General features: G+C 31.9%; 30 protein-coding genes. 29 read left to right on the top strand and 1 reads right to left on the bottom strand.

What is annotated here, in order from left to right:
• The 24 genes from FCI53_RS21695 to FCI53_RS12660 all read left to right on the top strand — a co-directional run.
• Window positions 1-206 (top strand): hypothetical protein (locus FCI53_RS21695; RefSeq protein WP_210238498.1); only part of this gene is annotated, 206 nt, incomplete at its 5' end.
• A gap of 147 nt (window positions 207-353) precedes the next feature.
• Window positions 354-530 (top strand): hypothetical protein, encoded by a 177-nt coding sequence (locus FCI53_RS21475; protein ID WP_171038166.1) that lies wholly within the window; start codon window positions 354-356, stop codon window positions 528-530.
• 107 nt (window positions 531-637) lie between these two features.
• Window positions 638-1,090, top strand: a complete 453-nt coding sequence (locus tag FCI53_RS12755) for an RDD family protein (RefSeq protein WP_138419451.1) — start codon at window positions 638-640, stop codon at window positions 1,088-1,090.
• 519 nt (window positions 1,091-1,609) lie between these two features.
• Window positions 1,610-1,894 (top strand): hypothetical protein, encoded by a 285-nt coding sequence (locus tag FCI53_RS12750; RefSeq protein WP_138419450.1) that lies wholly within the window; start codon window positions 1,610-1,612, stop codon window positions 1,892-1,894.
• A 547-nt stretch (window positions 1,895-2,441) separates the two neighbouring features.
• Window positions 2,442-2,717, top strand: coding sequence for a hypothetical protein (locus FCI53_RS12745; RefSeq protein ID WP_138419449.1), 276 nt, complete (start codon window positions 2,442-2,444; stop codon window positions 2,715-2,717).
• A gap of 57 nt (window positions 2,718-2,774) precedes the next feature.
• A complete protein-coding gene (locus FCI53_RS12740) occupies window positions 2,775-2,972 on the top strand; it encodes a hypothetical protein (RefSeq protein WP_138419448.1) in 198 nt (65 codons plus the stop codon).
• Between the two features lie 99 nt (window positions 2,973-3,071).
• Window positions 3,072-3,218, top strand: a complete 147-nt coding sequence (locus FCI53_RS21470; RefSeq protein WP_171038165.1) for a hypothetical protein — start codon at window positions 3,072-3,074, stop codon at window positions 3,216-3,218.
• Between the two features lie 105 nt (window positions 3,219-3,323).
• Entirely contained in the window at window positions 3,324-3,494 is a 171-nt protein-coding gene (locus FCI53_RS21465) for a hypothetical protein (RefSeq protein WP_171038164.1), read from the top strand.
• A 277-nt stretch (window positions 3,495-3,771) separates the two neighbouring features.
• Window positions 3,772-3,951: a hypothetical protein gene (locus FCI53_RS12735; RefSeq protein WP_138419447.1), complete on the top strand. Its 180-nt coding sequence runs from the start codon at window positions 3,772-3,774 to the stop codon at window positions 3,949-3,951.
• Window positions 3,952-4,077: 126 nt separating this feature from the next.
• Window positions 4,078-4,602, top strand: coding sequence for a hypothetical protein (locus FCI53_RS12730; RefSeq protein ID WP_138419446.1), 525 nt, complete (start codon window positions 4,078-4,080; stop codon window positions 4,600-4,602).
• Window positions 4,603-5,070: 468 nt separating this feature from the next.
• Window positions 5,071-5,328 (top strand): hypothetical protein, encoded by a 258-nt coding sequence (locus tag FCI53_RS12725; RefSeq protein ID WP_138419445.1) that lies wholly within the window; start codon window positions 5,071-5,073, stop codon window positions 5,326-5,328.
• Between the two features lie 154 nt (window positions 5,329-5,482).
• Window positions 5,483-6,736 (top strand): aminopeptidase, encoded by a 1,254-nt coding sequence (locus FCI53_RS12720; RefSeq protein WP_138419444.1) that lies wholly within the window; start codon window positions 5,483-5,485, stop codon window positions 6,734-6,736.
• A 571-nt stretch (window positions 6,737-7,307) separates the two neighbouring features.
• Window positions 7,308-7,901 carry a DUF421 domain-containing protein gene (locus FCI53_RS12715; RefSeq protein ID WP_138419443.1) on the top strand — a complete coding sequence of 198 codons (594 nt, stop codon included), beginning with the start codon at window positions 7,308-7,310 and terminating at the stop codon, window positions 7,899-7,901.
• Between the two features lie 200 nt (window positions 7,902-8,101).
• Window positions 8,102-9,202, top strand: coding sequence for a TDT family transporter (locus tag FCI53_RS12710; RefSeq protein WP_138419442.1), 1,101 nt, complete (start codon window positions 8,102-8,104; stop codon window positions 9,200-9,202).
• A 170-nt stretch (window positions 9,203-9,372) separates the two neighbouring features.
• Window positions 9,373-10,131 (top strand): hypothetical protein, encoded by a 759-nt coding sequence (locus FCI53_RS12705; RefSeq protein ID WP_138419441.1) that lies wholly within the window; start codon window positions 9,373-9,375, stop codon window positions 10,129-10,131.
• Between the two features lie 127 nt (window positions 10,132-10,258).
• Window positions 10,259-10,561, top strand: coding sequence for a hypothetical protein (locus FCI53_RS12700; protein WP_138419440.1), 303 nt, complete (start codon window positions 10,259-10,261; stop codon window positions 10,559-10,561).
• Between the two features lie 315 nt (window positions 10,562-10,876).
• Complete coding sequence (locus tag FCI53_RS12695) at window positions 10,877-11,113, top strand: hypothetical protein (protein ID WP_138419439.1); 237 nt, start codon at window positions 10,877-10,879, stop codon at window positions 11,111-11,113.
• Between the two features lie 36 nt (window positions 11,114-11,149).
• Window positions 11,150-11,347, top strand: coding sequence for a hypothetical protein (locus FCI53_RS12690; RefSeq protein ID WP_138419438.1), 198 nt, complete (start codon window positions 11,150-11,152; stop codon window positions 11,345-11,347).
• Window positions 11,348-11,509: 162 nt separating this feature from the next.
• Window positions 11,510-11,998 (top strand): hypothetical protein, encoded by a 489-nt coding sequence (locus FCI53_RS12685; RefSeq protein ID WP_138419437.1) that lies wholly within the window; start codon window positions 11,510-11,512, stop codon window positions 11,996-11,998.
• Between the two features lie 1,144 nt (window positions 11,999-13,142).
• Entirely contained in the window at window positions 13,143-13,568 is a 426-nt protein-coding gene (locus FCI53_RS12680) for a hypothetical protein (protein WP_138419436.1), read from the top strand.
• A 385-nt stretch (window positions 13,569-13,953) separates the two neighbouring features.
• On the top strand, window positions 13,954-14,217 hold the full coding sequence (locus FCI53_RS12675; RefSeq protein WP_138419435.1) for a hypothetical protein: 264 nt from the start codon (window positions 13,954-13,956) through the stop codon (window positions 14,215-14,217).
• Entirely contained in the window at window positions 14,214-14,429 is a 216-nt protein-coding gene (locus tag FCI53_RS21905; protein WP_246050098.1) for a hypothetical protein, read from the top strand. The genes FCI53_RS12675 and FCI53_RS21905 overlap by 4 nt, the downstream gene beginning before the upstream one ends.
• A 419-nt stretch (window positions 14,430-14,848) precedes the next feature.
• Window positions 14,849-15,535 carry a hypothetical protein gene (locus FCI53_RS12665; protein ID WP_138419434.1) on the top strand — a complete coding sequence of 229 codons (687 nt, stop codon included), beginning with the start codon at window positions 14,849-14,851 and terminating at the stop codon, window positions 15,533-15,535.
• 137 nt (window positions 15,536-15,672) lie between these two features.
• Window positions 15,673-16,233: a hypothetical protein gene (locus tag FCI53_RS12660; protein ID WP_138419433.1), complete on the top strand. Its 561-nt coding sequence runs from the start codon at window positions 15,673-15,675 to the stop codon at window positions 16,231-16,233.
• Between the two features lie 570 nt (window positions 16,234-16,803).
• On the opposite strand, the gene FCI53_RS12655 is transcribed toward FCI53_RS12660, so the two are convergent.
• A complete protein-coding gene (locus FCI53_RS12655; protein ID WP_138419456.1) occupies window positions 16,804-17,280 on the bottom strand; it encodes a spore coat protein in 477 nt (158 codons plus the stop codon).
• Between the two features lie 322 nt (window positions 17,281-17,602).
• On the opposite strand from FCI53_RS12655, the gene FCI53_RS12650 reads away from it, so the two are divergent.
• The 5 genes from FCI53_RS12650 (at window position 17,603) to FCI53_RS12630 (ending at window position 20,547) form a co-directional block, all read left to right on the top strand.
• The gene (locus tag FCI53_RS12650; protein ID WP_138419432.1) at window positions 17,603-18,160 is read left to right on the top strand and encodes a hypothetical protein; all 558 of its coding nucleotides are present in this window, start codon (window positions 17,603-17,605) and stop codon (window positions 18,158-18,160) included.
• 609 nt (window positions 18,161-18,769) lie between these two features.
• Entirely contained in the window at window positions 18,770-18,952 is a 183-nt protein-coding gene (locus FCI53_RS12645; protein WP_138419430.1) for a DUF5320 domain-containing protein, read from the top strand.
• Window positions 18,953-19,062: 110 nt separating this feature from the next.
• Window positions 19,063-19,512: a hypothetical protein gene (locus FCI53_RS12640; RefSeq protein ID WP_138419427.1), complete on the top strand. Its 450-nt coding sequence runs from the start codon at window positions 19,063-19,065 to the stop codon at window positions 19,510-19,512.
• A 102-nt stretch (window positions 19,513-19,614) separates the two neighbouring features.
• The gene (locus FCI53_RS12635) at window positions 19,615-19,947 is read left to right on the top strand and encodes a MerR family transcriptional regulator (protein ID WP_138419425.1); all 333 of its coding nucleotides are present in this window, start codon (window positions 19,615-19,617) and stop codon (window positions 19,945-19,947) included.
• A 324-nt stretch (window positions 19,948-20,271) separates the two neighbouring features.
• Window positions 20,272-20,547, top strand: coding sequence for a hypothetical protein (locus FCI53_RS12630; protein ID WP_138419423.1), 276 nt, complete (start codon window positions 20,272-20,274; stop codon window positions 20,545-20,547).
• Window positions 20,548-20,554 lie beyond the last annotated feature (7 nt).

Raw genomic sequence — 20,554 nt, 5'->3', positions numbered from 1 at the left:
TTATATCTATTTCGGGGTTAGTAGGTTCGAATACTTTAAATGATTCTCCAAATTTATTACTTTTTGGTATGCTTCTTTCTTTAGGTTTATCTAATGCTGTCAAACTTATTGAAATGTTAGTTAACGAAAAAAAAGAACATTTCACATTATTACTTATAACTACAATTTTCGTTCTGGGTGTATCCGCGTTTTTGTTGTGGTTATGAAAAATTGTAACCCTAAATTAAGTAATTTTTAAACAAACGAGTGGGATTACCGAAAGAGTGGTAATGCTACTTCTTGAAGTAAAGGGCAGTAATCTTTAATAAGGTTCTTGGGTTTTTATGTGAAATCATTGTTAAGGAGGCTTATTTTTGCTATTACAACTTCTATTGATAATTTATCTTTTCATTTTTACCATCTATAGTTGGTTTGAATACAGAAGAGATATGAGGAAAGCAGAAGCAGAAGAAGAAATAAGAAATGTATTTGTTCGATTTCTTTTTGCAATTATTGCATTAGTTTTATCCACCTTAGTATTTATCTTTTAAAGTAAAGGGTGCGAATACTGAACAAAGGTACTTGCTTTCCTTTGTTGAAGTAAAGGGCAGTTTGTTGAAAAAATACATTCAAAGCAATTCTAGAGGGGGAGTTTTTTATCAGAGTTAATAATCCAGCTGGTTTTTGGAATAGGGTAACTGCACGAATTTTAGATATTATTATTATATCTGTGTCGATAGCTCTCATTTCAATACCTCTATACGGAGACTTGTATTTGTTTACAGATGTTTATAATTATCGTCTTATTGATTTATCAGGATTCTTGTATGGCATTATATTACCTATTATTTGGTGTGGATACACTTTAGGGAGGCGAGTGGTAAGAAATCGGATTGTCGGTATTGATGGTGGTAATGTAGGATATAGAACAATGCTATTAAGAGAGAGAGTGGCTTCGATTGTTTATGCTCTTACGTTAGGGATTGGTATTATTATAAGTGCTTTTATGGTTGGTATCAGGGAAGATAAACGTGCTATTCATGATTTTATTGCTGGTACTTATGTGACAAAGAATGCTTGTCAGAAATCTCCAGAAGAACAGTTCAGCTAACGGGGAGCTTATTCACAATATATATAAATTTAGTAGAAGTGGGTGCAATATGAAAAGAGGTATAGCTTATATAATGTCTCTTCTAATTACATCAATTATTTTATACCAATTGGTAACAGGTATTTTATATACTAATTTACCGACTGTTTCTTTCTTTGTCTCTATTATAGTAAGTTATTTAATTATTCAAAAAAATCAATGGATTATTGATAGTTTTATGAAATTATTTAGATGGCTATGGAGAATTTAAACTAAAGGTGAGCTTTAGTTGATTAGACTAGTGTGAAAATTATTGTAAATGGGGGAATAAATTTGCGTTGATTAATAATTATTATTTCAACATTTATTCTTTTAGTAAACGGTGGATTTTTACTAAGCGACCAACTAAAACAAGATATGTTTATACAACTCTTGCAAAGTTACGATGTGGTTTAAGTTCATATGATTCAGCTTTAGAAGCCTATGAAGCTAATGATTTGGAAGTATTAAAAAAACAATTAGCACTAGCTGGAGTGAGTTATGAAGAAGATTGTTAGCATAATAGTGGGGGTGATTGTTTTAATTTTTGCATTGGTGAATATACCGAACATGATTGTCCATAGTAAGGCGAATTCTTTTGAGAAAAACAAAGAAGTCGCAACGGAAACAAAAACCGTAAATGAAGATGAATTAAACGATATTTTGTATCAACAAATGAAGTTGGCGGAGGAATTAAGATCCTCTAATAAGTATCCATTGATAGCTGAAAAAGTTCAAAAAGGCTACGATGAAGCCTCTGATAACGCGTCTACATTTTTATTCTGAAGTCGAGGCAATGGAAGTTGAGCTGCCAATAACGAAATATCAAGATGATGAAAAAACAATCAAATTCATCTCTGATAAAGGGATAGAGTTGAATGTTATGGAAAACGGAAAGAGTTCAATAAAAAGATTACAACTGAAGTTTTCGAGGAGTATAACGAGAAGTATAAAAAATAAATTCAAACACCAGTTCAGTTAATGATAGGATGATGGGAAATGAAGCGAAGAGACCGCAAAGGGAAGGGTAAATATGGGTTCAAGGACTTTGTGTACGATGTGTTGTACCTTGTACCTGAGATAATACTGTTGCCATTCAAAATAATAGGGAAATTAATTAGACTCATATTTAATGCATGGAATTAATTCCGAACCTGCCTAAAGCAATTCATAAAAATAGTTAAATTTGACGATATTTAAGTAACGGTGGCATTACCACAACAACGGTAATACTTCTTTTGTAGGTATGGAGCAGTTCAAAATGTAGTAAAAAAGCTCATGAAATATATTTGTTAGGATTAAGTTAATTAATATTTTGAAGGGGTGGGTTTATATGGGCGACTTTGTAATTGACGGGTTTATATGGCAGTTAATCATAGTCCCTATCATCACGATTGTACCTGCACTTATAGTATATTTTAAAACAAACAAGTGGTGGTTAGCACCATTAGTGACACTCATATTAACAATGATTACGGATATTGTTTTTTCGGGGTTATATCATTCTTCTGTTTCTTTAAGTTCATGGAGTATCGTATTGCCGTTAGTTGTTACAGCAATTGTTTGGTTAATAAAAGGAATTAAATTCGGTGTTGCCTCAAATTATTAAACATCTTCAACAAAAGGTGAGCAACAGCTAAAGGAAGTACTAAGGGGGGATATTTTTATGGGGAAGTATATTAGTATTTTTTTTGGTACTTTGGCAGCGAGTCTTGCTATTTATATTATTTGTGAAAGCATGTTTCATGTTGAAGGTGCACACGTATTAGAAAAAATAATATTAGGTGGTGGCACAGTATTAGTATTTCTCCTTTCATATTTAATTGCACAAATTCACTACCTTATTGACTTAGTAAAAAAGTGATAACTTTCAAGGGGGCTTATCTGGTACAAGGGATACAGGTCTTATTGTTTTAAAGTGGCAGTAGAACGGACTAAACCCAATTATACGAGGAGGATTATCATGGAGAGCAAGGAGTTATTCAAAATTATAATTTTATTAGTAATTGCTGTAAGTTTGGTATTTATTGGCTATCAAATTAAAGAATTGATAGAAGTATTAAAAAGTATCTCTGATAATTTAGGATACATAAATACTAACATTCAGTAAGAGTGGTAGGAATTGCACCCTTTTTCAGTTATAGAAGCAGGATAGTCGCATAAGTTTTAGTTTTTTATGTCAAATTTCTTTTGTAGGAAGGAGGAGGGATAGTAAATGAAAAAATTTTTGGCTTTATTTTTCATTTCGGTTTTAATTTTATTCTTAACGGCTTGTAATAGTAGACAAGAACAAGAAAGCAAAGTTGATGCAATTGTTTCACCATTAAGCGATGAAGAGTACAATGATGTTGAAACACACGGATTAGACAATCCTACAAAGCTTTGAATTCAATTGATGATCATGATAGGTTTCGGTCTGGAGATGGTTATGAACAAAATAATGAAAGCGAAAACTTTGCCAGGTATAATTGGAAACTGTTTTTTTACTCCAAAGGTTTAAAAGAAGAGGAGATTAGAAACGCTTTTAACTCTAATTTTGAAATTCATTTGACTAAAGAGGAAGAAGAAATTTTTAATAAGGAATATAATGTTAGTGATTTAATAAAGTTTAAAAATCCAAGATATTAAACAGTAATAGTGAAAGAGAAACAGTAGTCGAATATATGGAAGAATTTAAGATTAAATCAAATGAAACAAAGGAGTTTTCAATACCTAATGATCTTAAAGAGGATTATGAACCTATCGATTTGGAGATAGTTTTCAAAGGGAATGTGGTTGAAGGAAATATAAAGAATCCATTTGAAATCGGTGGTAGCTTAGTTGTTCTTGTTACCAATTCTTAAACTCAATCTTCAACAAATGGGAGTTGTCGATACGGCACTCTTATTTTGGTAAAGGGCCGTTATGTCGGTTTGACGTTTTATATTTTAATTGGTAATTAGAAAATTCAAAGAAAAGAAGGGGAAAAATTGAAGTACAAAAAGTTATTGATTACTAGTTGTATAGCCAATGTATTATTAGTAATATTTGCTACGTTTTTTGTAGTAAAGTTTAATCAAGCAGAAGAAACCCTTGTCCAAAATGAACAGAACTTGTTAAGAGAATTTGTCAAAAATCAAGAAAGTATAAAAATCGAGTTAAATTCCTCGCTAAATGATACAAATGAATTTAGTGAAATCGATCTAACAACCGCATTAACTTTAAATTTTGCTAACATAAAGTTGTTTGATGATGTATCTATTCCAAATGATTTGGAAAGGTTTCACACTGACTTAAACGTATATATACATAACCTATTAATAAAAATTAACGATGAAACACTACATAGTTCCGATGCAGAAGATATAAAAACGGTTATAGATACCCTTACTAATTATCAAAAGGAACTAAATTTTAATTTCTACGATAGTCCAACCGAAATTAAGAAAAAGTTAGAAATTGCTGAAAAAGAAGTTATAACCCCTTTCCTAAAGAGTAATTCTAATCCGTTTTAATATAGTTTATATAATGCAGATGCGTACGTTGTATCTTTGATGTCTTGTTTTGGGGGATAATATGTTCAGAGATAGCATGATATATGGATTGATATTTTTTGTCGGATTCACAATTAGCGACATTTTATTTTCAGAAGAAGTCCAGTGGGTAGATAATATTGGAATTTCAGTCATTGTATTTTTGATTAATACTTTATGGAATTGGGCAAAGAAGCCCTATGATTGGGATAAAAATAAATAATCTTAGAGATATTAATAGATTATGATTACAGAAGAGAATTTAGATTTATTAGCTTTCAATTAATTATCAGTCTTGTGAAAGAAGTTACTTAAACTATCTTGGATGCATTACCACAACAACGGCAATGCTCTTTCTTTAACAATTGGGCAGGTTATTGGAATAGTGAAACTTCTATCTAACAAGTTCGTAGTAAAATAGAGACGCTATAATAATAGGGGGGGTCAATATTGAAAAAATATATTATCTTTGCCATCAGCTTTGTATTATTATTTTCATTATTACAGGCTCTATCTGGAATGCTTCTTACATTTTTTTATACACCAGATATAACAGAGGCTTGGAATGCGAGTGCTAACCTATCTCAAGAAGTTATTATTAAAGGTAGTAATAGTAATTTTTTCCTTACACTATTTTTTGCCTTTCTTTCTGCTTCAATAGCATATTTTATCCCGAAAAAAATCACAAGAACCAGCACCAGCAAATAAATTTTTTGCTAACGGAAGCGAATATATAACATGACTTACGATTAGTGACGAGTCTGGTCGTTTTGTTTTTATTCAAGAAACGGTGCAGGTTAGTTTAAGCAGGTCAGGGTTCTGTAGTAAAAATTATACAAGAACAACACTAGGGAGATATTAAATGATTAAAGGAATATATGAATTTATAAGTGAAGCACAGTTAAAAAAGTATGCAGAACTTGCTGTACGAGCTGGTATAAATCTGCAAAAAAATCAGTTATTGATTATTCATAGTGATATACAAAATGCTACGTTTGCACGTCTAATTCAAACGATAGCCTACGAGGCAGGAGCTTCAAATGTATTTATAGATTGGACAGATGAACAGTCTACCAAAGCATTTTACTTACATGCAGCAGATCGTGTCATCGATCACTTTCCTGATTGGCAGGCTGCCCGTTTTAAGGAGTGGGACGATGCAGGTGCTGCTTACATCCATATTATTTCTGAAAACTTCGATGTCTTTAAGGGTGTTTCCCCAGAACGGATCAGCCGATTTCAAAAGGCCTCCCGCACCAAGTTGGAGGATTATTATGCAAAGATTAGGTCCCACGAGGTACGCTGGTGTCTTCTAACTGTTCCGTCCTTCGCATGGGCCACGAAAGTATTTCCTCACGTAAGTAAAGAAGAAGCCGTGCAATCGTTATGGCTAGCCATCTTACGTGGAGCGCGGGTAGATGGAACAAATCCTATCAAAGACTGGAAAGATCATGACCGATCCTTCGAGTCCCGGAAAACGTTTTTAAACGATCGCCAATTTGACGCCTTGCATTTTACCAATAGCCGTGGAACGGATTTATTAGTTGGTCTACCTAAAAATCATCTTTATATCGGTGGTGGTGTCATAGATAAAAATGAAATACCTTTCTTTCCGAACATTCCTACGGAAGAAATATTTACTGCTCCCCACAAAAATAAGGTGACTGGCAAATTGGTAGGTACGAAACCGCTTATCTATGGCGGAAGTGTCATCGAGGAATTTTATCTAATTTTTAAAGATGGACAGATTACCGACTATTATGCCGCAAAGGGACAAGAAGTGTTACAAAATCTGATCGAAACAGACGAAGGTTCACATTATCTAGGTGAAATTGCCTTAGTCTCTAATAAATCTCCTCTTGCTCAGGCAGATACTCTTTTTTACAATACCTTGTTTGATGAAAATACGGCCTGTCATATTGGAATCGGAAATGCATCTCCCTCCAATATTCAAAATGGCATTGATCAATCTGAGGAAGAGTTGAAGGCAGCGGGTCTGAATACTTCACTTTTGTTAGTCAATGTGACCTTTGGTACCGATGATATGAAAGTAGTGGGCATTAAAGAAGGTGGAACTGAAGTCCTGCTAATGAAGGACGGGGATTTCGAATTCTAAATCGTCTACAACTTAAAAACAGAGAAAACGGATTTCTGGTGGATTATTCTTAGTGCTAGTTAAACAAACTGGGCAGCATTCCTGTAACAAATGAAGATTATGGGTTATGTTTGTGAAAGAATGTGCGAAACGTTTCCTTATAATTGCCAAGGCACGAAATAGGAGAATTGCTAAAAAGCAATTACAACTGATTAATCAAAACTCGGAATGAAAGCCGTCATGTTGGACTGAAACGAGTTATCTAATCCTCCTACATGCACGTAATGGTAGTAGTCAGAATGTGTATGAAGCTAGGTGAAGTCGGCTTATCCGAGATTGTACAATTACTATCATATATTCTCTCTTTGATAGCACATTATTTTTTATAAATTATTATGTACTACTTTTATGGTGCCTTTAATACTGAATTTGAACTCATATTAGTATTAGTAAAACTTAAATAAGTTTCTATGCTCTGTTTTGTTTCCTTTTACTATAGGTATCGGATATGCTGAATGATAAAGGGGGTAAGACTTTTGAATAGAACAGTAGTTACTTGTAATAATAACTTTAGAATGTTAGGAGGTATATTATGGATGTAAATATTATTTGGAAAGCAATAATAATGGTCACAGTAGGCTTTTTATTATTGAGGTTTGTAGGAAGAAAGTCAGTTTCTCAACTTACAATAGCTACCACTGTAGTTTTGATTTCAGTAGGGTCAATCATTATACAACCAGTCGTTAACCAAAATGTTTTTAATACTATTGTCGCTTCCGGTATTTTTATTTTGTTTCTTATGGCAATGGAATATTTAACAATGAAAATAAATTTTATTGAGAAACTCATCACAGGAAAATCAAAGATCGTAATACAAAATGGACAACTTCAAGTTGATACATTAAGAAAGCTACGTATGACAGTAGATAAGTTGGAAATGCAATTACGACAATCCGGCGTTAAAAAAATCTCGGATGTAAAAACAGCAACTATAGAGCCTAATGGGCAGCTAGGTTATGAGTTGATACCAGATGCTGAACCACTGACTGTTGGTGAATTTAAAAAGCTTATGTCCCAGTTAGGATACTCTTTTCCTCCTGAGCAACCCTCAATCAATTTTAACCCAAATCTATTTGAGGAAATCAATCAAAGTAAGTCCACACCAAACCCTGAAAAACTGCATTAGCTTTCTGTAGCGCCCCGACATTTTTTGTTGGGGTGCTTTCTAGTTAGTTGGTCAATAAACGTTATATCACAAATCCCTAAGAAAAGAAGAGGAACAAAGAGAAAAAATACTTATATTATTACAAGGTGTTAAAAGCGAACTTTCATTGCTAAGAATGTTATAATTTTAAATTATTAATGCAATTGATGGTGATTAATTTGTTGTATATTGCTTTATTTTTTTTAACTTACTCATTTGTTCTAGGTTTTGTAATTGTAAATAAAATGTATATTAAAACATCCTCTATGGCTACTGTAATGGCATTAGGTATAATAACACAAGGGGTAATTAGCAACTATTTCGGGTCAAATAATATTGAGGAATACACTAAGACCCTATGTACAATCAACTTAGCTTTATGGATGGCATTTGCCACATCTTACTTAATTTCTTGTACTAAAAGAAAGTTTACAGAAATTCACCTTAACAACCCCATTAATAGGTTTGGAATAGGTACATGGATAGCAGGAACATCAATATGTGGTATTTTAGTTCATCGACAGTTTTTGGAATTGGCTATTGTTTCACAAATCCTATTATTCATTAATTTTGTATTTTGGTTAATGTATATTGGCGTTTGTTTTGTTGCACTACGTGATATAAGCAGGCAGAACCTAAAAAAAGAGGTTCATGGTGTTATATTTTTAACGACTGTTAGCACACAATCAATCGTTCTACTAATGAATACTGTATATAACGAAGTACCCAAATGGGTTAATGTTTCAATGATTACAATGGGGATCTGCTTTTATGTCATAGCAGCTTATTTGATTATGGACCGTTATTTACGCAATTTTAATTCGTTTTCGATCAAAGATGATTGGAAAAATACAAATTGCATCATCCATGGTGCTACCTCGATTACTGGGCTAGCATGTTTATTTTCAAGCAGTATAAACCACCAAATAATTATATTTATTTGGTTTTTTACATTAATTATATTTTTATCAGTTGAACTGATCGAAACTATAAGGTTAATTAGTCGTATAAAAAGTTATGGGGTTAGTAAAGGAATTTTAATATATGATGTATCACAATGGAGTAGGGTATTTACTTTCGGCATGTTCTATACATTTACATTCATAGTAGCGACTAATATAAATATGCAAAATAGGGTTCAAAATTTTATTGTTGAAACAGGTATATGGGTGATTTTTATTTTGGGAATTAGTGAATTATTATTAAGCATAAAAGTTCAATTTGAGAATTTTAGACTTAGAAAATTAAATAAACCGAAACCTATTGAATACGAAAGTTTATAATATAGACTCAGGTAACTCTTATATTCATAATCAAATGTGGATGTGCTTTTAAAATGCTGGTGCTAATATGTGTTAATCATTACACTTAATCAAACAGGGGCAATACTTCAAGAAGGCTTTCTGTTTCGATTTGGTTATTGATAGAAGTTTGTTAACGGTGGTGAGAGAACATGAATAAAAAGTTTGTTTTTACTTTAATAGGTGTATTGTTAGTAATAGCTGTAATTTTTAGCGTCACTATGAAAGCCAAGGACACAATCACAATTGAAATGAGTGAAAGAGTTCAAGAATTTTCTGGTGAGAAGATGAGTGAATCACTACTAAATAATTTAGAAATAGAGGACCCCGAACTATTACATTTTGTAACACATTGGGGAGGAACAATGAGGTTTTATTTATCGTCTGACAGTAAGATTGAAAATTTCATTTGGGAAATGGCTATAAAAAATAAAAAGGGCATTTACGATATATACCAAGCAGGAAAGGGTGCTGGTAACAATTTAAATGTTTCTAAGATTGATAAGGTAACAGAAAAAGATGATCGAAATGGAACCATCTTAGATGCTTTAGTAACTATTGAACAGTTGCCTTGGGATTCAGTATTTGCCGTTCTACCTAAAGGAGATAAATATGGGGTTAGAATTAATGATATATATGATAAGGGAGAAAAGATAGTTCTAAATACTAATAAAAAAAGTAGGGAAGACAGTGATGAATTTCAAAATCTAGGGAATGATTTTAGTTATCCTATTGATTTTTATTTGTTAAAAAATGGGAAGTTAGAGAAAGTAAATGATGAAATATTAGATTTGGACCAGACAACTTACGCAGTTACATTTTCTGTGTTATATAAAAGAGATGATGATTTTGTTGGTCAAGTAGAAGCTATTGTTTTAGTTCCATTAAAACAATTTAAACAACACCAGTAATAGTAAGAAATTTAATTCATGAAATATTATTTTGTTTATTATGCTAACGGTGGCATTAGTTGAAGAAGATAATGTGACATGAATTACTATGGTAGGTGAGCAGAAGATAATCAGGAGGGGGAGTTTTTTGCCTGATACAAATTGGGCGCAACCAAAGTGGTTTTGGTGGTCTGTTGGATTATTTCTATTATTAGAATATTGTTTTCTCTTTGTGATGGTTTTGGTGGGAACAGACCCTAAAGACCTCTTAATGAATAGTCGGCTTGTTTCATTTATGATTTTCCCAGCGTATTTTTTGATTGTTTTATTTATATTACCTAAGAAATTCAGATTTGATATCAATACAATTTTTTATTTACTAATGCCGTTTTTATTATACTTGCCTAACTGGTCTTTAATTTCAATTTATTTTAATAAGTTTTTTGGATGAAATAGAATATGATTCATTATTAAACTATTACATCTCATAATAAGACGCAACTTTGCAAATGATGATTTGTCTTGGTCGGTTTGTAAAAGATAAAGAAGCTACCTATTTGGTACCGCCATTAGGTGAGAGAAGCGGTGTAGTATATAAAACTGATAAAAAGTTGATGTCAACACTTGAAGAGATACTCCGCTATGTATGTAAAAGGTTACACTTAAACAAACGGGAAAGAGGAGATGTGCTCTTTTTACTGTAGTAAATGGCAGAATGAATAGTCGTAATATTGTACAACTAAGATGTCTAAGGGAGGGGGATTTTATGGATTTGTTGTTTATTTTGTTAATTCTTGCGATTGTGTCGCTTTACTTTGCACCTTTTATGTTTGAAAGTTTAAGAGTAATTCCTTTTATTACACCAATTTCGAAAGTTAAAAACACAATTATATTTGGAGTTATCGGAGTAATATTTTCACAACAAATTGAACCTTTTCCAATACTAAATGTATTTATGGGAATGATTGCAGGGAGTTTTATCGACTATCTGATGAAAGAATAAATTAGCTAGGGTGCTTATCCAAAAAAGGGGGTTGCTATGAAAGTATTAAAATTCTTCGAAAAGTTATTTCTTATTGTTGGAATACTTCATGTTAGCTTTATCGCTTATTGTTATTTCAATGGCTATGATTTAGCCTATTATAACTCTTCAAAGTATGTAACCTTTGCTTTACTTTCTTGTTATTTTGCGATTTCTATATACAGGGAAATCAAGTTAAAAAAGGATATAGATTAGCTGATATTGAACTAAAGGTAGCGTTTTGGGAACAAAGATGAACGCTTATTTTGCCATCGGAGCAGGTTATATCAAAAAAGAGTAGAACTGTGGTGAAAATAAAATTGGTAGAGTAGATTGTTATTATAAAATCATCGGTCTAATCCAAAGGTGGAGTTACTTATGTGGAAGAAAAGTAGGGTCATAAAATTTTTTATACTAATTACTGTTGTCTTTGCTGGTGTGTTTGTTGACGATGAGATTAGAGATATTCAAAAGGAAGGTAGAAGTATTGTGGAAGCTGGGTATTATTTCTTTCAACACTCCCGAGGTACTTCAGAATATTTAGAAGATGCCTTAGATAATCAAGACAATAAAGAGGTATTTTTGGATGAGGTGCATCGCGCGTCCACTTATATCAGAGGTGCTAAGACGTGGGTGAATTACTTGGCATTTAAGTATGAGGATAGTCGTGTTGATTTCACAGAACTCAAAGAATATATTGATAGCGTAGATGTAGAAGAACTTATAGAGATGGATATAAATTCCCCTCAAAACATTAGTAAAATATCTGAATTACATCAAAGGTTTGAACAAATTGGAAAAATTCACGAAGGTTATTATAAAGACCCTGAAAATTTGAACAGAACAATTCAAAATTTAGAACTTTAATTTTCATTGTATGGGAACTAACATACTTAAAGTAACGGATGCAAAGAGTTGAACAAGGCGATCAACAGCTAACACGAGGTCAGTTCAACAATAATTGGAAATCCGAATTAACTAGTAGCGATATTGAATGGAGAGTGTGAATTAATTGACTAATTTCGAAATATTTTTCTTAATTTTCTTATTAATTACATTTTTTTCACAGTTCAAAAAATACATTAAAAAAATTAAGAAGGCTGAACAAGAGGAAGATATACAACGTGCTGTTATGCAGTTTATTTTAGCAATAATTTTATTTGTTTTGTGTTTACTAGCTATTATTTTTTAAGTACATTTCTTTACACCCAATACTAAAAAAGGTGAAACAGAAACAATTAGTGCATTTGGAATTTGTTGTATCAAATAAAACAACCCAAATGGCGGTTATAGATAATCATTATTTAGATACCATTGAACGTACAAATTAAAATAAATGAAACTATACAAAAAGAGCTATTGTTAAAGTTCAATATTAGGCATTGCATCTTCCGCTATAGGGTGCATTACTAGAAAATATCTGTTTTTTTGAAATATAAAAGTTTCATAAAAGATTTGTGGAGGGGAGTAACTTGCAAAGAGGAATATTTTATTTTCACTAATTCTTTTAATTTGTATTGTACTAACTGCTTGCAGTGAAGATAAAGCCTATGAGGTAACAAAATCTGAAAGTAAAGTAACTGAATCGGAAAAAGAATTTCAACTGGAACTAGATTACGAAATTAGCAATTATTCGGATGAAGATTACTATTACACATTCGTTTTTCCTTCATATATACAAGACGCACTTATTAGTAAAAATGTAATAGGAAAATTACCAGCTAATAGTAATACATCTGCAGTAGCAGTTATTGCAGTTAGTAAAGATGGTGCTGAAATGACAGAGGAAACGATAGAAGGAATATTATCTGGGGAATTTCCCATTGTAAAACAAATTTTAATTGGAGAAACAATAAGTCTAAAATAAGAAAATGTTTATTATGCTAACGGAAGCGATAGCAATAAAGCAATCGCTCTTGAGCTAAATGGCAGAATGCTACAACAAGGACTAGAAAGAAATTATTTCCCTAAGCAAAAATAATGAAAGGATGGTATAGTGAGAAAAAATATATTGGTAAGTATTATATTTCTTCTTATCTTAATATTATTTGGTTGTACTAATGCCACAACCAATCAGAATGAAGAATTAACAGAAGATGAAAAGGAACTTGTCGATATTAGTAATGAAAAAAGCATGTATAAAGATGTGTTTAGTTTAGCGGATAAACTTAGACCAAATAAAGTAATTAGTGCAAATGTAAAAACATATGACATAAAACCTTTTGAAAAGTTTGTTCCTGAAAACAGTAAGATACTACAAATAACAGAAACTGAATTTGGTGGTATTAAGGGAATAACAATTGACTACTTATTTGAAGACCGAAGAAAAGTAATTGTTGAATATTTTGAGGACGGAAAGGTCAGAAAGGCAACTAGAACAGAGAATATATTAGAAAACTTTAGCAATGAAGAATTTACAAAGAAGACATTAAATTAAAATAGGCTTTGTGAAAAAGTGTACTTAAACTATTGGGATGCTTATCTGGTACAAGGGATAAAGCCCTTATTGTGTTAAAGTGGCAGTAGAACGGAATAAACCCAATTATAAATAAGAGGATTAACATGGGAAGCAAGGAATTATTCAAAAGTTATAATTTTATTAGTAATTGCTGTAAGTTTGGTATTGATCGGCTAACAAATTAAAGAATTGATAGATGTATTTAAAAGTATATCTGATAATTTAGGATACATAAATACTAACATTCAATAAGAGTGGTAGGAATTATATATAAAGTAATGGAAGTGTTTCAGACCAAGAGATTATCTCTATTAAATAAAAGGTGATATACTTGCTATAAAGAATCAATGGAGGTGCCATAAAAATGAAATGGGAACAGGTTCGTAAACAATTTCCAGAGCAGTGGGTCCTAGTAGAAGCCATCTCTGCATACTCAGACAATTCCATTCGATATCCTGACGAACTATCAGTTATTTCAAACTTCCCCGATTCAACAACTGCATGGAAAGAATACAAAAAGCTACATCTAGCCGAACCCTCACGTGAATATTATATTTTCCATACTGACATTGAAACACTTGAAGTTGAGGAACAAAAATTTATAGGGGTTAGGAGACGACTCCAATGAAAATTAGTATGCAGGAAGGTTTGCCAATAGTCTCTGTTTCTCTTGTATATAAAGGTAATACAATATTTTTGGAAAATGTTCTTTTGGATACAGGGGGCTCAACAACCATTTTTGATACTGATGAAGTGGAAGGAGTGGGACTTACCATAGACCGTAAAAATGGTAGACCTAAAAGAATGTACGGTGTTGGTGGCGAAAGTGAACTTTGCTAAGAACAAACTGTATATGATTTAGAAATAGATGCACTATAGAATGGATTCATTTTAACTACAGCTAAGCATCACAAAAGAAACATATGGATTTAATGGTATTCTAGGAGTCGATTTTATGACGAAGTCTAACTTAATTATAGATTTTGAGAACATGCAAGTAATAATAAAATAAAACTTCTGGAAGTAATTCTAATAGTAGCTTATAGTAGGTTTCTATTTTAATATGTTTGAACTTGTGAAGAACTTAACTTAAATTAACGGCTGAATTACCACAACAAGAGGAACATCAAATTATTGGAGGCGTTCCTCTCTTTTTAACTCAATTGTTGGAATTTTATGATAAGCTCATTCTGAGTAGCTGTAATTCCCTTTATCAAATACTGGTTTTTCAATACTTTTCTCAGTGGGAAGGTGGTTAAATGAAACATAAAAAAACAATTGGTATGCTTATCGCAGTAGTAGTGATCGTTATTTTTTCTACGATACAGTATTTGGAAAATAAAAATTATGAAGATTATCTTTCGTTGGAATTGTTGAATCATATGTCGAAATTTTCTTCATCAACCATCATTAATGGTTATATGTTAGATGAAGTTATAGCAGAAGAAGAAATAACAATGACACAATTAGAAAACATGAAAGATAAGTATGAACAAATGAGAAAACACGGTGGTAAGATGGTAGACATGGCACGTTCGTTTAATAAAATAGACACATCTGATTATAATATTCACCCTTATCCAGTGTATTTAGCGAGTGACTTTCATTATTTTATCAGACGAATGACACCAGAGGATGAAGAAGTGGAAGTGATTGAGCTGACAGATGAAAAGCTAGAACAGTTTACTATGATGAAAAAAGTTAATGACGTTTGGGTTGATGCATTGGCAGAAAACATAAAAGGTATACACATTCCTAAATCTAATATGGTCGATACACAATATGGAGTAGTTAAAGGTGAACAAACACCCCCAACGAAGGATGAATATTTTGATACATACCGTGAAGGCACGATCCACAACAAAGATTGGATCCGTGTGATTGAACAAATGCAAGAGGGGATATATGAGTTTGAAAGAGAAATTAACTTAATTTTTAATGATTGATAGCAACATCAGAAATAGTAAGGTCTTACCAAGGACTGTGATGTTATTTTTTGGCATTGCCCGCATTAAGTAAAGGAGCAGGATAGCGCACGCGATAAGCCATTATTACCTTAGTCTTATTGAAAAGGAGTGATACAGTGAAAAGTAACCAACTATTATCCGTAATGATACTCTTTATAATTATCTTATTAGTGTTATCAGCGTGTGAATCACAAGAATCTAAAGAATATTATTCATCGTTAGAAGCAGCCTTAAATGCCGTGGAAAGTGATTGGACACATGAGATTTTAATAGACAGACCTAAAGAGGAAATTGCCGTATCACTAAGTAAACATGATGACAATGAACAAGCTGACAGAGTTCTTATAATTCCGTATGAAATCAAAAATGATAAATATAAGCGAGAAGAAGGAAATGGAGAAGTTTCAATGGCTTTAGGAAAAGCAGAACCTCCAGTTAGAGTACAGGAATTTACTCATGTTGATACAGGAGATAAGTATTTGAATGGAAAGGTCAATAGCCCTGAAAACATAAAAGAGGTAATCGTGAAACTAACAAATAATAATAGCGTTAAAAATTATAATGCGTCATTGGAAGGAGACGTATTTCTCATTCCAATCGGGGATAGTTATTCAAATGCTGCTAATATCGAGTATGAATTGATTGATGAAAATGGAAAGGTAATAGATGTACATTGAAATAAAGTTTAAAAAAGTATTTTGAGATGACTCTTTCGCTAACGGATTGCGATTGTATAATAAGGATATTCGCCTGTTCTTGTTGAAGTAATGAGTAGGATTTTGGAAGAAGTAGACATTGAAGTGGGAAGGGGTTTTTATGAAATATTCATTGTACGGTACAATTGGATTAGTTTTAATTTTTATTGTTCTAAATTTATTAAATTATGATGGTATCGCTATTATTATCAATTTTTTTGAATGGGTAACTCGTTATATACTGCCTTGGGTAGCATTATATTGGTTTATACAATTTGTAAAAAGATATAAAAAATAGCCTTTAGCTTATTTCATAAACGGGTGCATTACCACAACAAGAGGAACGTCAAATTATTGGTGACGTTCCTCTCTTTCTAATTAAATTGTTAGAATTGTATGATAAAATTAGTTGAGAAACAGTCCTGGAAAATAGCATGTAAGTGAAAAAAATCGGTATCGTATAAAAGAGAGTGGGGTGAGGATGTACCGTTCCACTCTCTTTTGATACTGCATAGATAATGAATACTTAACCTCGGTTGAAAAAAACTAAAATTACATAGATAAAGCTTTTTGGGCGAGGTTAACATCATTATTTAAAAGTTTAGGTAAATTATATGAAGGGTAATAACTTCTCTCATACATATAATTAAAGATTCTTGCATGGCAATTAATTGCTAGTTGTATTTGTTTCGCTAATACGTTTCTTAATTCAGGTGTTGCAGTTTCTGTAATGGCAACAGCGTAATTTCTTACAGCAGTTTTAGAGAATGCTAAAAGATCTCCAGCATAAAAAGCTTTATCCATTTCTCTAGTATCATCCTCATTACGAGGAGTTGAAGGATAAAATTGTAATAACTCTTTTATATTCATCTCTAATTCTTTAATAGTTTGTATATATATAGATTTTAGAGTTGGACATTGAATCTCAACCAAAGCATTTTTTAGTTTCATCAAGCCTATTGACGAAAATGCTACTAATTCGTGTAGCTCTAATGTTTCATGCCATGCGAGTGTATTATATTGTTGCATCGGCTGATAATATTGTTGATGATACATTTAATCTCCTCCAATAAAATATAGTCTCTATACTTAATATTCAATGGGTTTAGTGAATGTTTTTTGTCCTATGAAAAATAGGCTCTTATAACAGTCTTGGCTTACTAACAAAAAATAAAGCAATTTTAAAAAATGTATTTATTCTGACTGACCGTTGATTTAAAGTGAAAAATAAAATGATCTTCAACAATCAAGATAATCTTTTTTATACTTAGGTGGCGAATGCTGAACAAGGGTATTCGCCTTTTCTTGTTGAAGTAATGGACTGGATTGTTGAAAAGTAGAAAGTATTTTTATGATTGGTGGTGGGAATATCAAGAAGTTATTATTCTTAATTTTCATAGTAGCTATTCTGTTTTTAGCTGGATGTAATCAAGACAAATACAGTAACGATGAATCTGCTGCAATTGTGAATAACAAGGAAATTACTGTAGGTGAAATTAAGTCACTACATAGTATAGAAGATGGAAATTTAAAACTAATCGTACGAAATTATGTTAAAGAAGAAATTATGGTTCAAGAAGCAATGAAAAGGCAGATTGACATTTCAGACAAGGTAGATGAAGCCTTAGAGGGATACATCTTTCCCGCTGAACCTCCAAAAGGAAAAGAAAACCCAATACTCAATTTTTATAAAAAACAAGCAGACAAACTTGATATGTCTCCAGAAGACTATGCCGAATTTTATATTGAAAAAACAACAAAAAGACGAGAATACACTAAAAAATATATAGAAAATGAATTAGGAACACCAAATCAATTAGACGACGCGGAGTATCAAAATAAACTAAATGAGCTGTACGATAACCTTTTAATTAAATATAAGGACAATGTTGAAATTTATATAAAATAGTAACTACAAATTAATCTAAATATCATTACAGATGTTATTTGGTTATTTCATCTGATATTGTTGATGAGATAGGCATATACTTTGAAAATGGAGATCCTCTTGTAAGCTCTTAAGGAATTGGCGATGAGGATTATTCTTTTCGTAAACCAGTTGAGTTTATCAAGCTAGGCAATTATGAAATCTCAGATATGAAGTTAGACTTTGGAAATTTAGATGATTGGGGAATCATTGGACTAATAGGACTAGATATATTAATGAATGAACAGTTTATCATTGATTAAGGAAAATTAGAATTAATCCAAAATTAGTAATGCTTTTAAAGATTAACATCATGGCTCGGGATAAATGCTATGATGTTATTTTTTAAGCACTGATGTCTGTGAGGTAGTGTACCTAAAGTAAAAGGAGCATTACATTACCACAACAAGGGGAACGTTAAGTTATTAGAGACGAACCTCTCTTTTTAAATAAATTGTTGGAATTTTATGATAAGATTGATTCTGAGTAACTGTACTTAAAGTGAAGAGGCAGGTTAATAAATAAGTGACGAATGCAAAACTGAATCTTTTTTGTATTATTTTAAAGGATTTAAATAAGGGGGACTCATTAGTGACATTTGAACAGATTTTACCTGTATTAGTTCTTCTAGCCAATATTGTAATTTTAATTGCGGCAGTAGTTGGAATCGTATTATTTACAAAATATGTCCGTTCTAGAAAGGAAACTAAACAGGATTTGAAAAGCAGAGTTGAAAGTTTAGAAAAAGAAATAAGTGCTATTAAGAATAGATAAAAGTCAATAAGCTATTGGCCTACTACTTTTAGAAAACAAGTTAATAAAAGCTATAAACTTATTCCGTTAACAGCTGTTAGATTGCGGAGCTAAATGTAGGAGAAGGGATTTTGGAATTGAGACAATTTTTAATAGGTTTGTTATTAGTTTTTGTGATGATGGGTTGCAATAACATGTCAGAGAAAGAAAATTTGAATGATGTCATCTCTCCGCACGCTGATTTCTATATGTTATACGCTGTTGCTGGAGAAGATAAAAAATTTGGGGGATTTCAAGAAGTTCAAGACTACTATGATGTGGACTTCAATGAATTATTAAGTGATAAGAGTTTGAGTACACTCTATTACGGTTCATATCTTTGGTCATATCCTGGGGAAAATGATGATTATGTTAAAACTTTAGATTTTGATGAATTTCCTGTATTTGTTGTTTTTGATTCGGAGCAGTTCGTTTTCAAATCTTCAGATATAGAAGAGGTTGAGGAATTTCTTTCAACACGAGAGGAAACTGAAGGAATAAAACAAAGAAGAATAAAAATGGAAGAGAAACAAATTTTTTAAACTATCAAGTAACTGGGCCGATAGCGGAACAAGGCAATTGCTACTTCAACAATTAGTCATGAGTGCGGAACTTATCGTACAGAATTTGAAGGGGATTTCAAAATGAAAAATAATTTAATTGCTATGTCAATTTTCTCATTAGCGATTGCTATTGTCATTGGCAGCTGGTTAATTTCAAGTGGATTACATAATAATGGAGAGCAAATGGTTAATGAAAAAAATTATACGGAAACGACAAAAAAAGAACCATTATTAACGCAATCGGAATTAGGAGACTATCTTGGAATTACAGATGAGGAAACTCAATTACTTATTAGTGAAGATGTAACAAAAAGCCTCATTCCATATATAAAGATTGGGAATGAGTTCTATTTCTCAGTTAAAGCCATTGATAAATGGTTAATTGAAACTGGACCAGTAAAGGTTGGACAATAATAAAACCTTATTAAACAAACGGAATGCATATCTGGAATAAGAGATACAGCATTTATTTTGTTAAAGGGAGAAAAAGTTAATTAAGTATTATTTTTGAGACAATATTAAGTGCAAAAAAGTATACGAGGTGAACGGAATGCTTATTTTTATCGCAGTAATTTTAATAGTATTTTTATTCGACTTTACGAGACTTAGAAAACAAAACGATACGATAATAGAGCAAAATGAAAAGGTAATTTCTTTATTAGAAGAAATTAAAAACAAGTAAAATCATAACACTACTCTTAGACAAACGGGATACATATTTTGAAGGAGGGGTTTTACATGGGCGACTTTGTAATTGACGGTTTTATATGGCAGTTAATCATAGTCCCTATCATCACGATTGTACCTGCACTTATAGTATATTTAAAAACAAACAAGTGGTGGTTAGCGCCATTAGTGACACTCGTATTAACAATGATTACGGATATTGTTTTTTCGGGATTATATCATTCTTCTGTTTCTTTAAGTTCATGGAGTATCGTATTGCCGTTAGTTGTTTCAGCAATTGTTTGGTTAATAAAAGGAATTAAATTCGGTTTTGCCTCAAATCATTAAACATTTT

Origin of the sequence: Aquibacillus sediminis (assembly GCF_005870085.1) — a bacterium.
Lineage (GTDB): Bacteria > Bacillota > Bacilli > Bacillales > Amphibacillaceae > Aquibacillus_E > Aquibacillus_E sediminis.
Note: the sequence above shows the minus strand (reverse complement) of the source record. Positions and strands in the feature narration are given on the sequence as shown.

What these genes read in the sequence shown, in the direction of transcription:
- FCI53_RS12685 (WP_138419437.1), top strand. Translation starts at nt 11,510, where the DNA reads ATGTGGAAGAAAAGTAGGGTCATAAAATTTTTTATACTAATTACTGTT.
- FCI53_RS12750 (WP_138419450.1), top strand. Translation starts at nt 1,610, where the DNA reads ATGAAGAAGATTGTTAGCATAATAGTGGGGGTGATTGTTTTAATTTTT.
- FCI53_RS12735 (WP_138419447.1), top strand. Translation starts at nt 3,772, where the DNA reads ATGGAAGAATTTAAGATTAAATCAAATGAAACAAAGGAGTTTTCAATA.
- FCI53_RS21470 (WP_171038165.1), top strand. Translation starts at nt 3,072, where the DNA reads ATGGAGAGCAAGGAGTTATTCAAAATTATAATTTTATTAGTAATTGCT.
- FCI53_RS12715 (WP_138419443.1), top strand. Translation starts at nt 7,308, where the DNA reads ATGGATGTAAATATTATTTGGAAAGCAATAATAATGGTCACAGTAGGC.
- FCI53_RS21465 (WP_171038164.1), top strand. Translation starts at nt 3,324, where the DNA reads ATGAAAAAATTTTTGGCTTTATTTTTCATTTCGGTTTTAATTTTATTC.
- FCI53_RS12675 (WP_138419435.1), top strand. Translation starts at nt 13,954, where the DNA reads ATGAAATGGGAACAGGTTCGTAAACAATTTCCAGAGCAGTGGGTCCTA.
- FCI53_RS12635 (WP_138419425.1), top strand. Translation starts at nt 19,615, where the DNA reads ATGAAAAATAATTTAATTGCTATGTCAATTTTCTCATTAGCGATTGCT.
- FCI53_RS12740 (WP_138419448.1), top strand. Translation starts at nt 2,775, where the DNA reads ATGGGGAAGTATATTAGTATTTTTTTTGGTACTTTGGCAGCGAGTCTT.
- FCI53_RS12720 (WP_138419444.1), top strand. Translation starts at nt 5,483, where the DNA reads ATGATTAAAGGAATATATGAATTTATAAGTGAAGCACAGTTAAAAAAG.
- FCI53_RS12745 (WP_138419449.1), top strand. Translation starts at nt 2,442, where the DNA reads ATGGGCGACTTTGTAATTGACGGGTTTATATGGCAGTTAATCATAGTC.
- FCI53_RS21905 (WP_246050098.1), top strand. Translation starts at nt 14,214, where the DNA reads ATGAAAATTAGTATGCAGGAAGGTTTGCCAATAGTCTCTGTTTCTCTT.
- FCI53_RS12655 (WP_138419456.1), bottom strand. Translation starts at nt 17,280, where the DNA reads ATGCAACAATATAATACACTCGCATGGCATGAAACATTAGAGCTACAC.
- FCI53_RS12705 (WP_138419441.1), top strand. Translation starts at nt 9,373, where the DNA reads ATGAATAAAAAGTTTGTTTTTACTTTAATAGGTGTATTGTTAGTAATA.
- FCI53_RS12695 (WP_138419439.1), top strand. Translation starts at nt 10,877, where the DNA reads ATGGATTTGTTGTTTATTTTGTTAATTCTTGCGATTGTGTCGCTTTAC.
- FCI53_RS12650 (WP_138419432.1), top strand. Translation starts at nt 17,603, where the DNA reads ATGATTGGTGGTGGGAATATCAAGAAGTTATTATTCTTAATTTTCATA.
- FCI53_RS12665 (WP_138419434.1), top strand. Translation starts at nt 14,849, where the DNA reads ATGAAACATAAAAAAACAATTGGTATGCTTATCGCAGTAGTAGTGATC.
- FCI53_RS12630 (WP_138419423.1), top strand. Translation starts at nt 20,272, where the DNA reads ATGGGCGACTTTGTAATTGACGGTTTTATATGGCAGTTAATCATAGTC.
- FCI53_RS12690 (WP_138419438.1), top strand. Translation starts at nt 11,150, where the DNA reads ATGAAAGTATTAAAATTCTTCGAAAAGTTATTTCTTATTGTTGGAATA.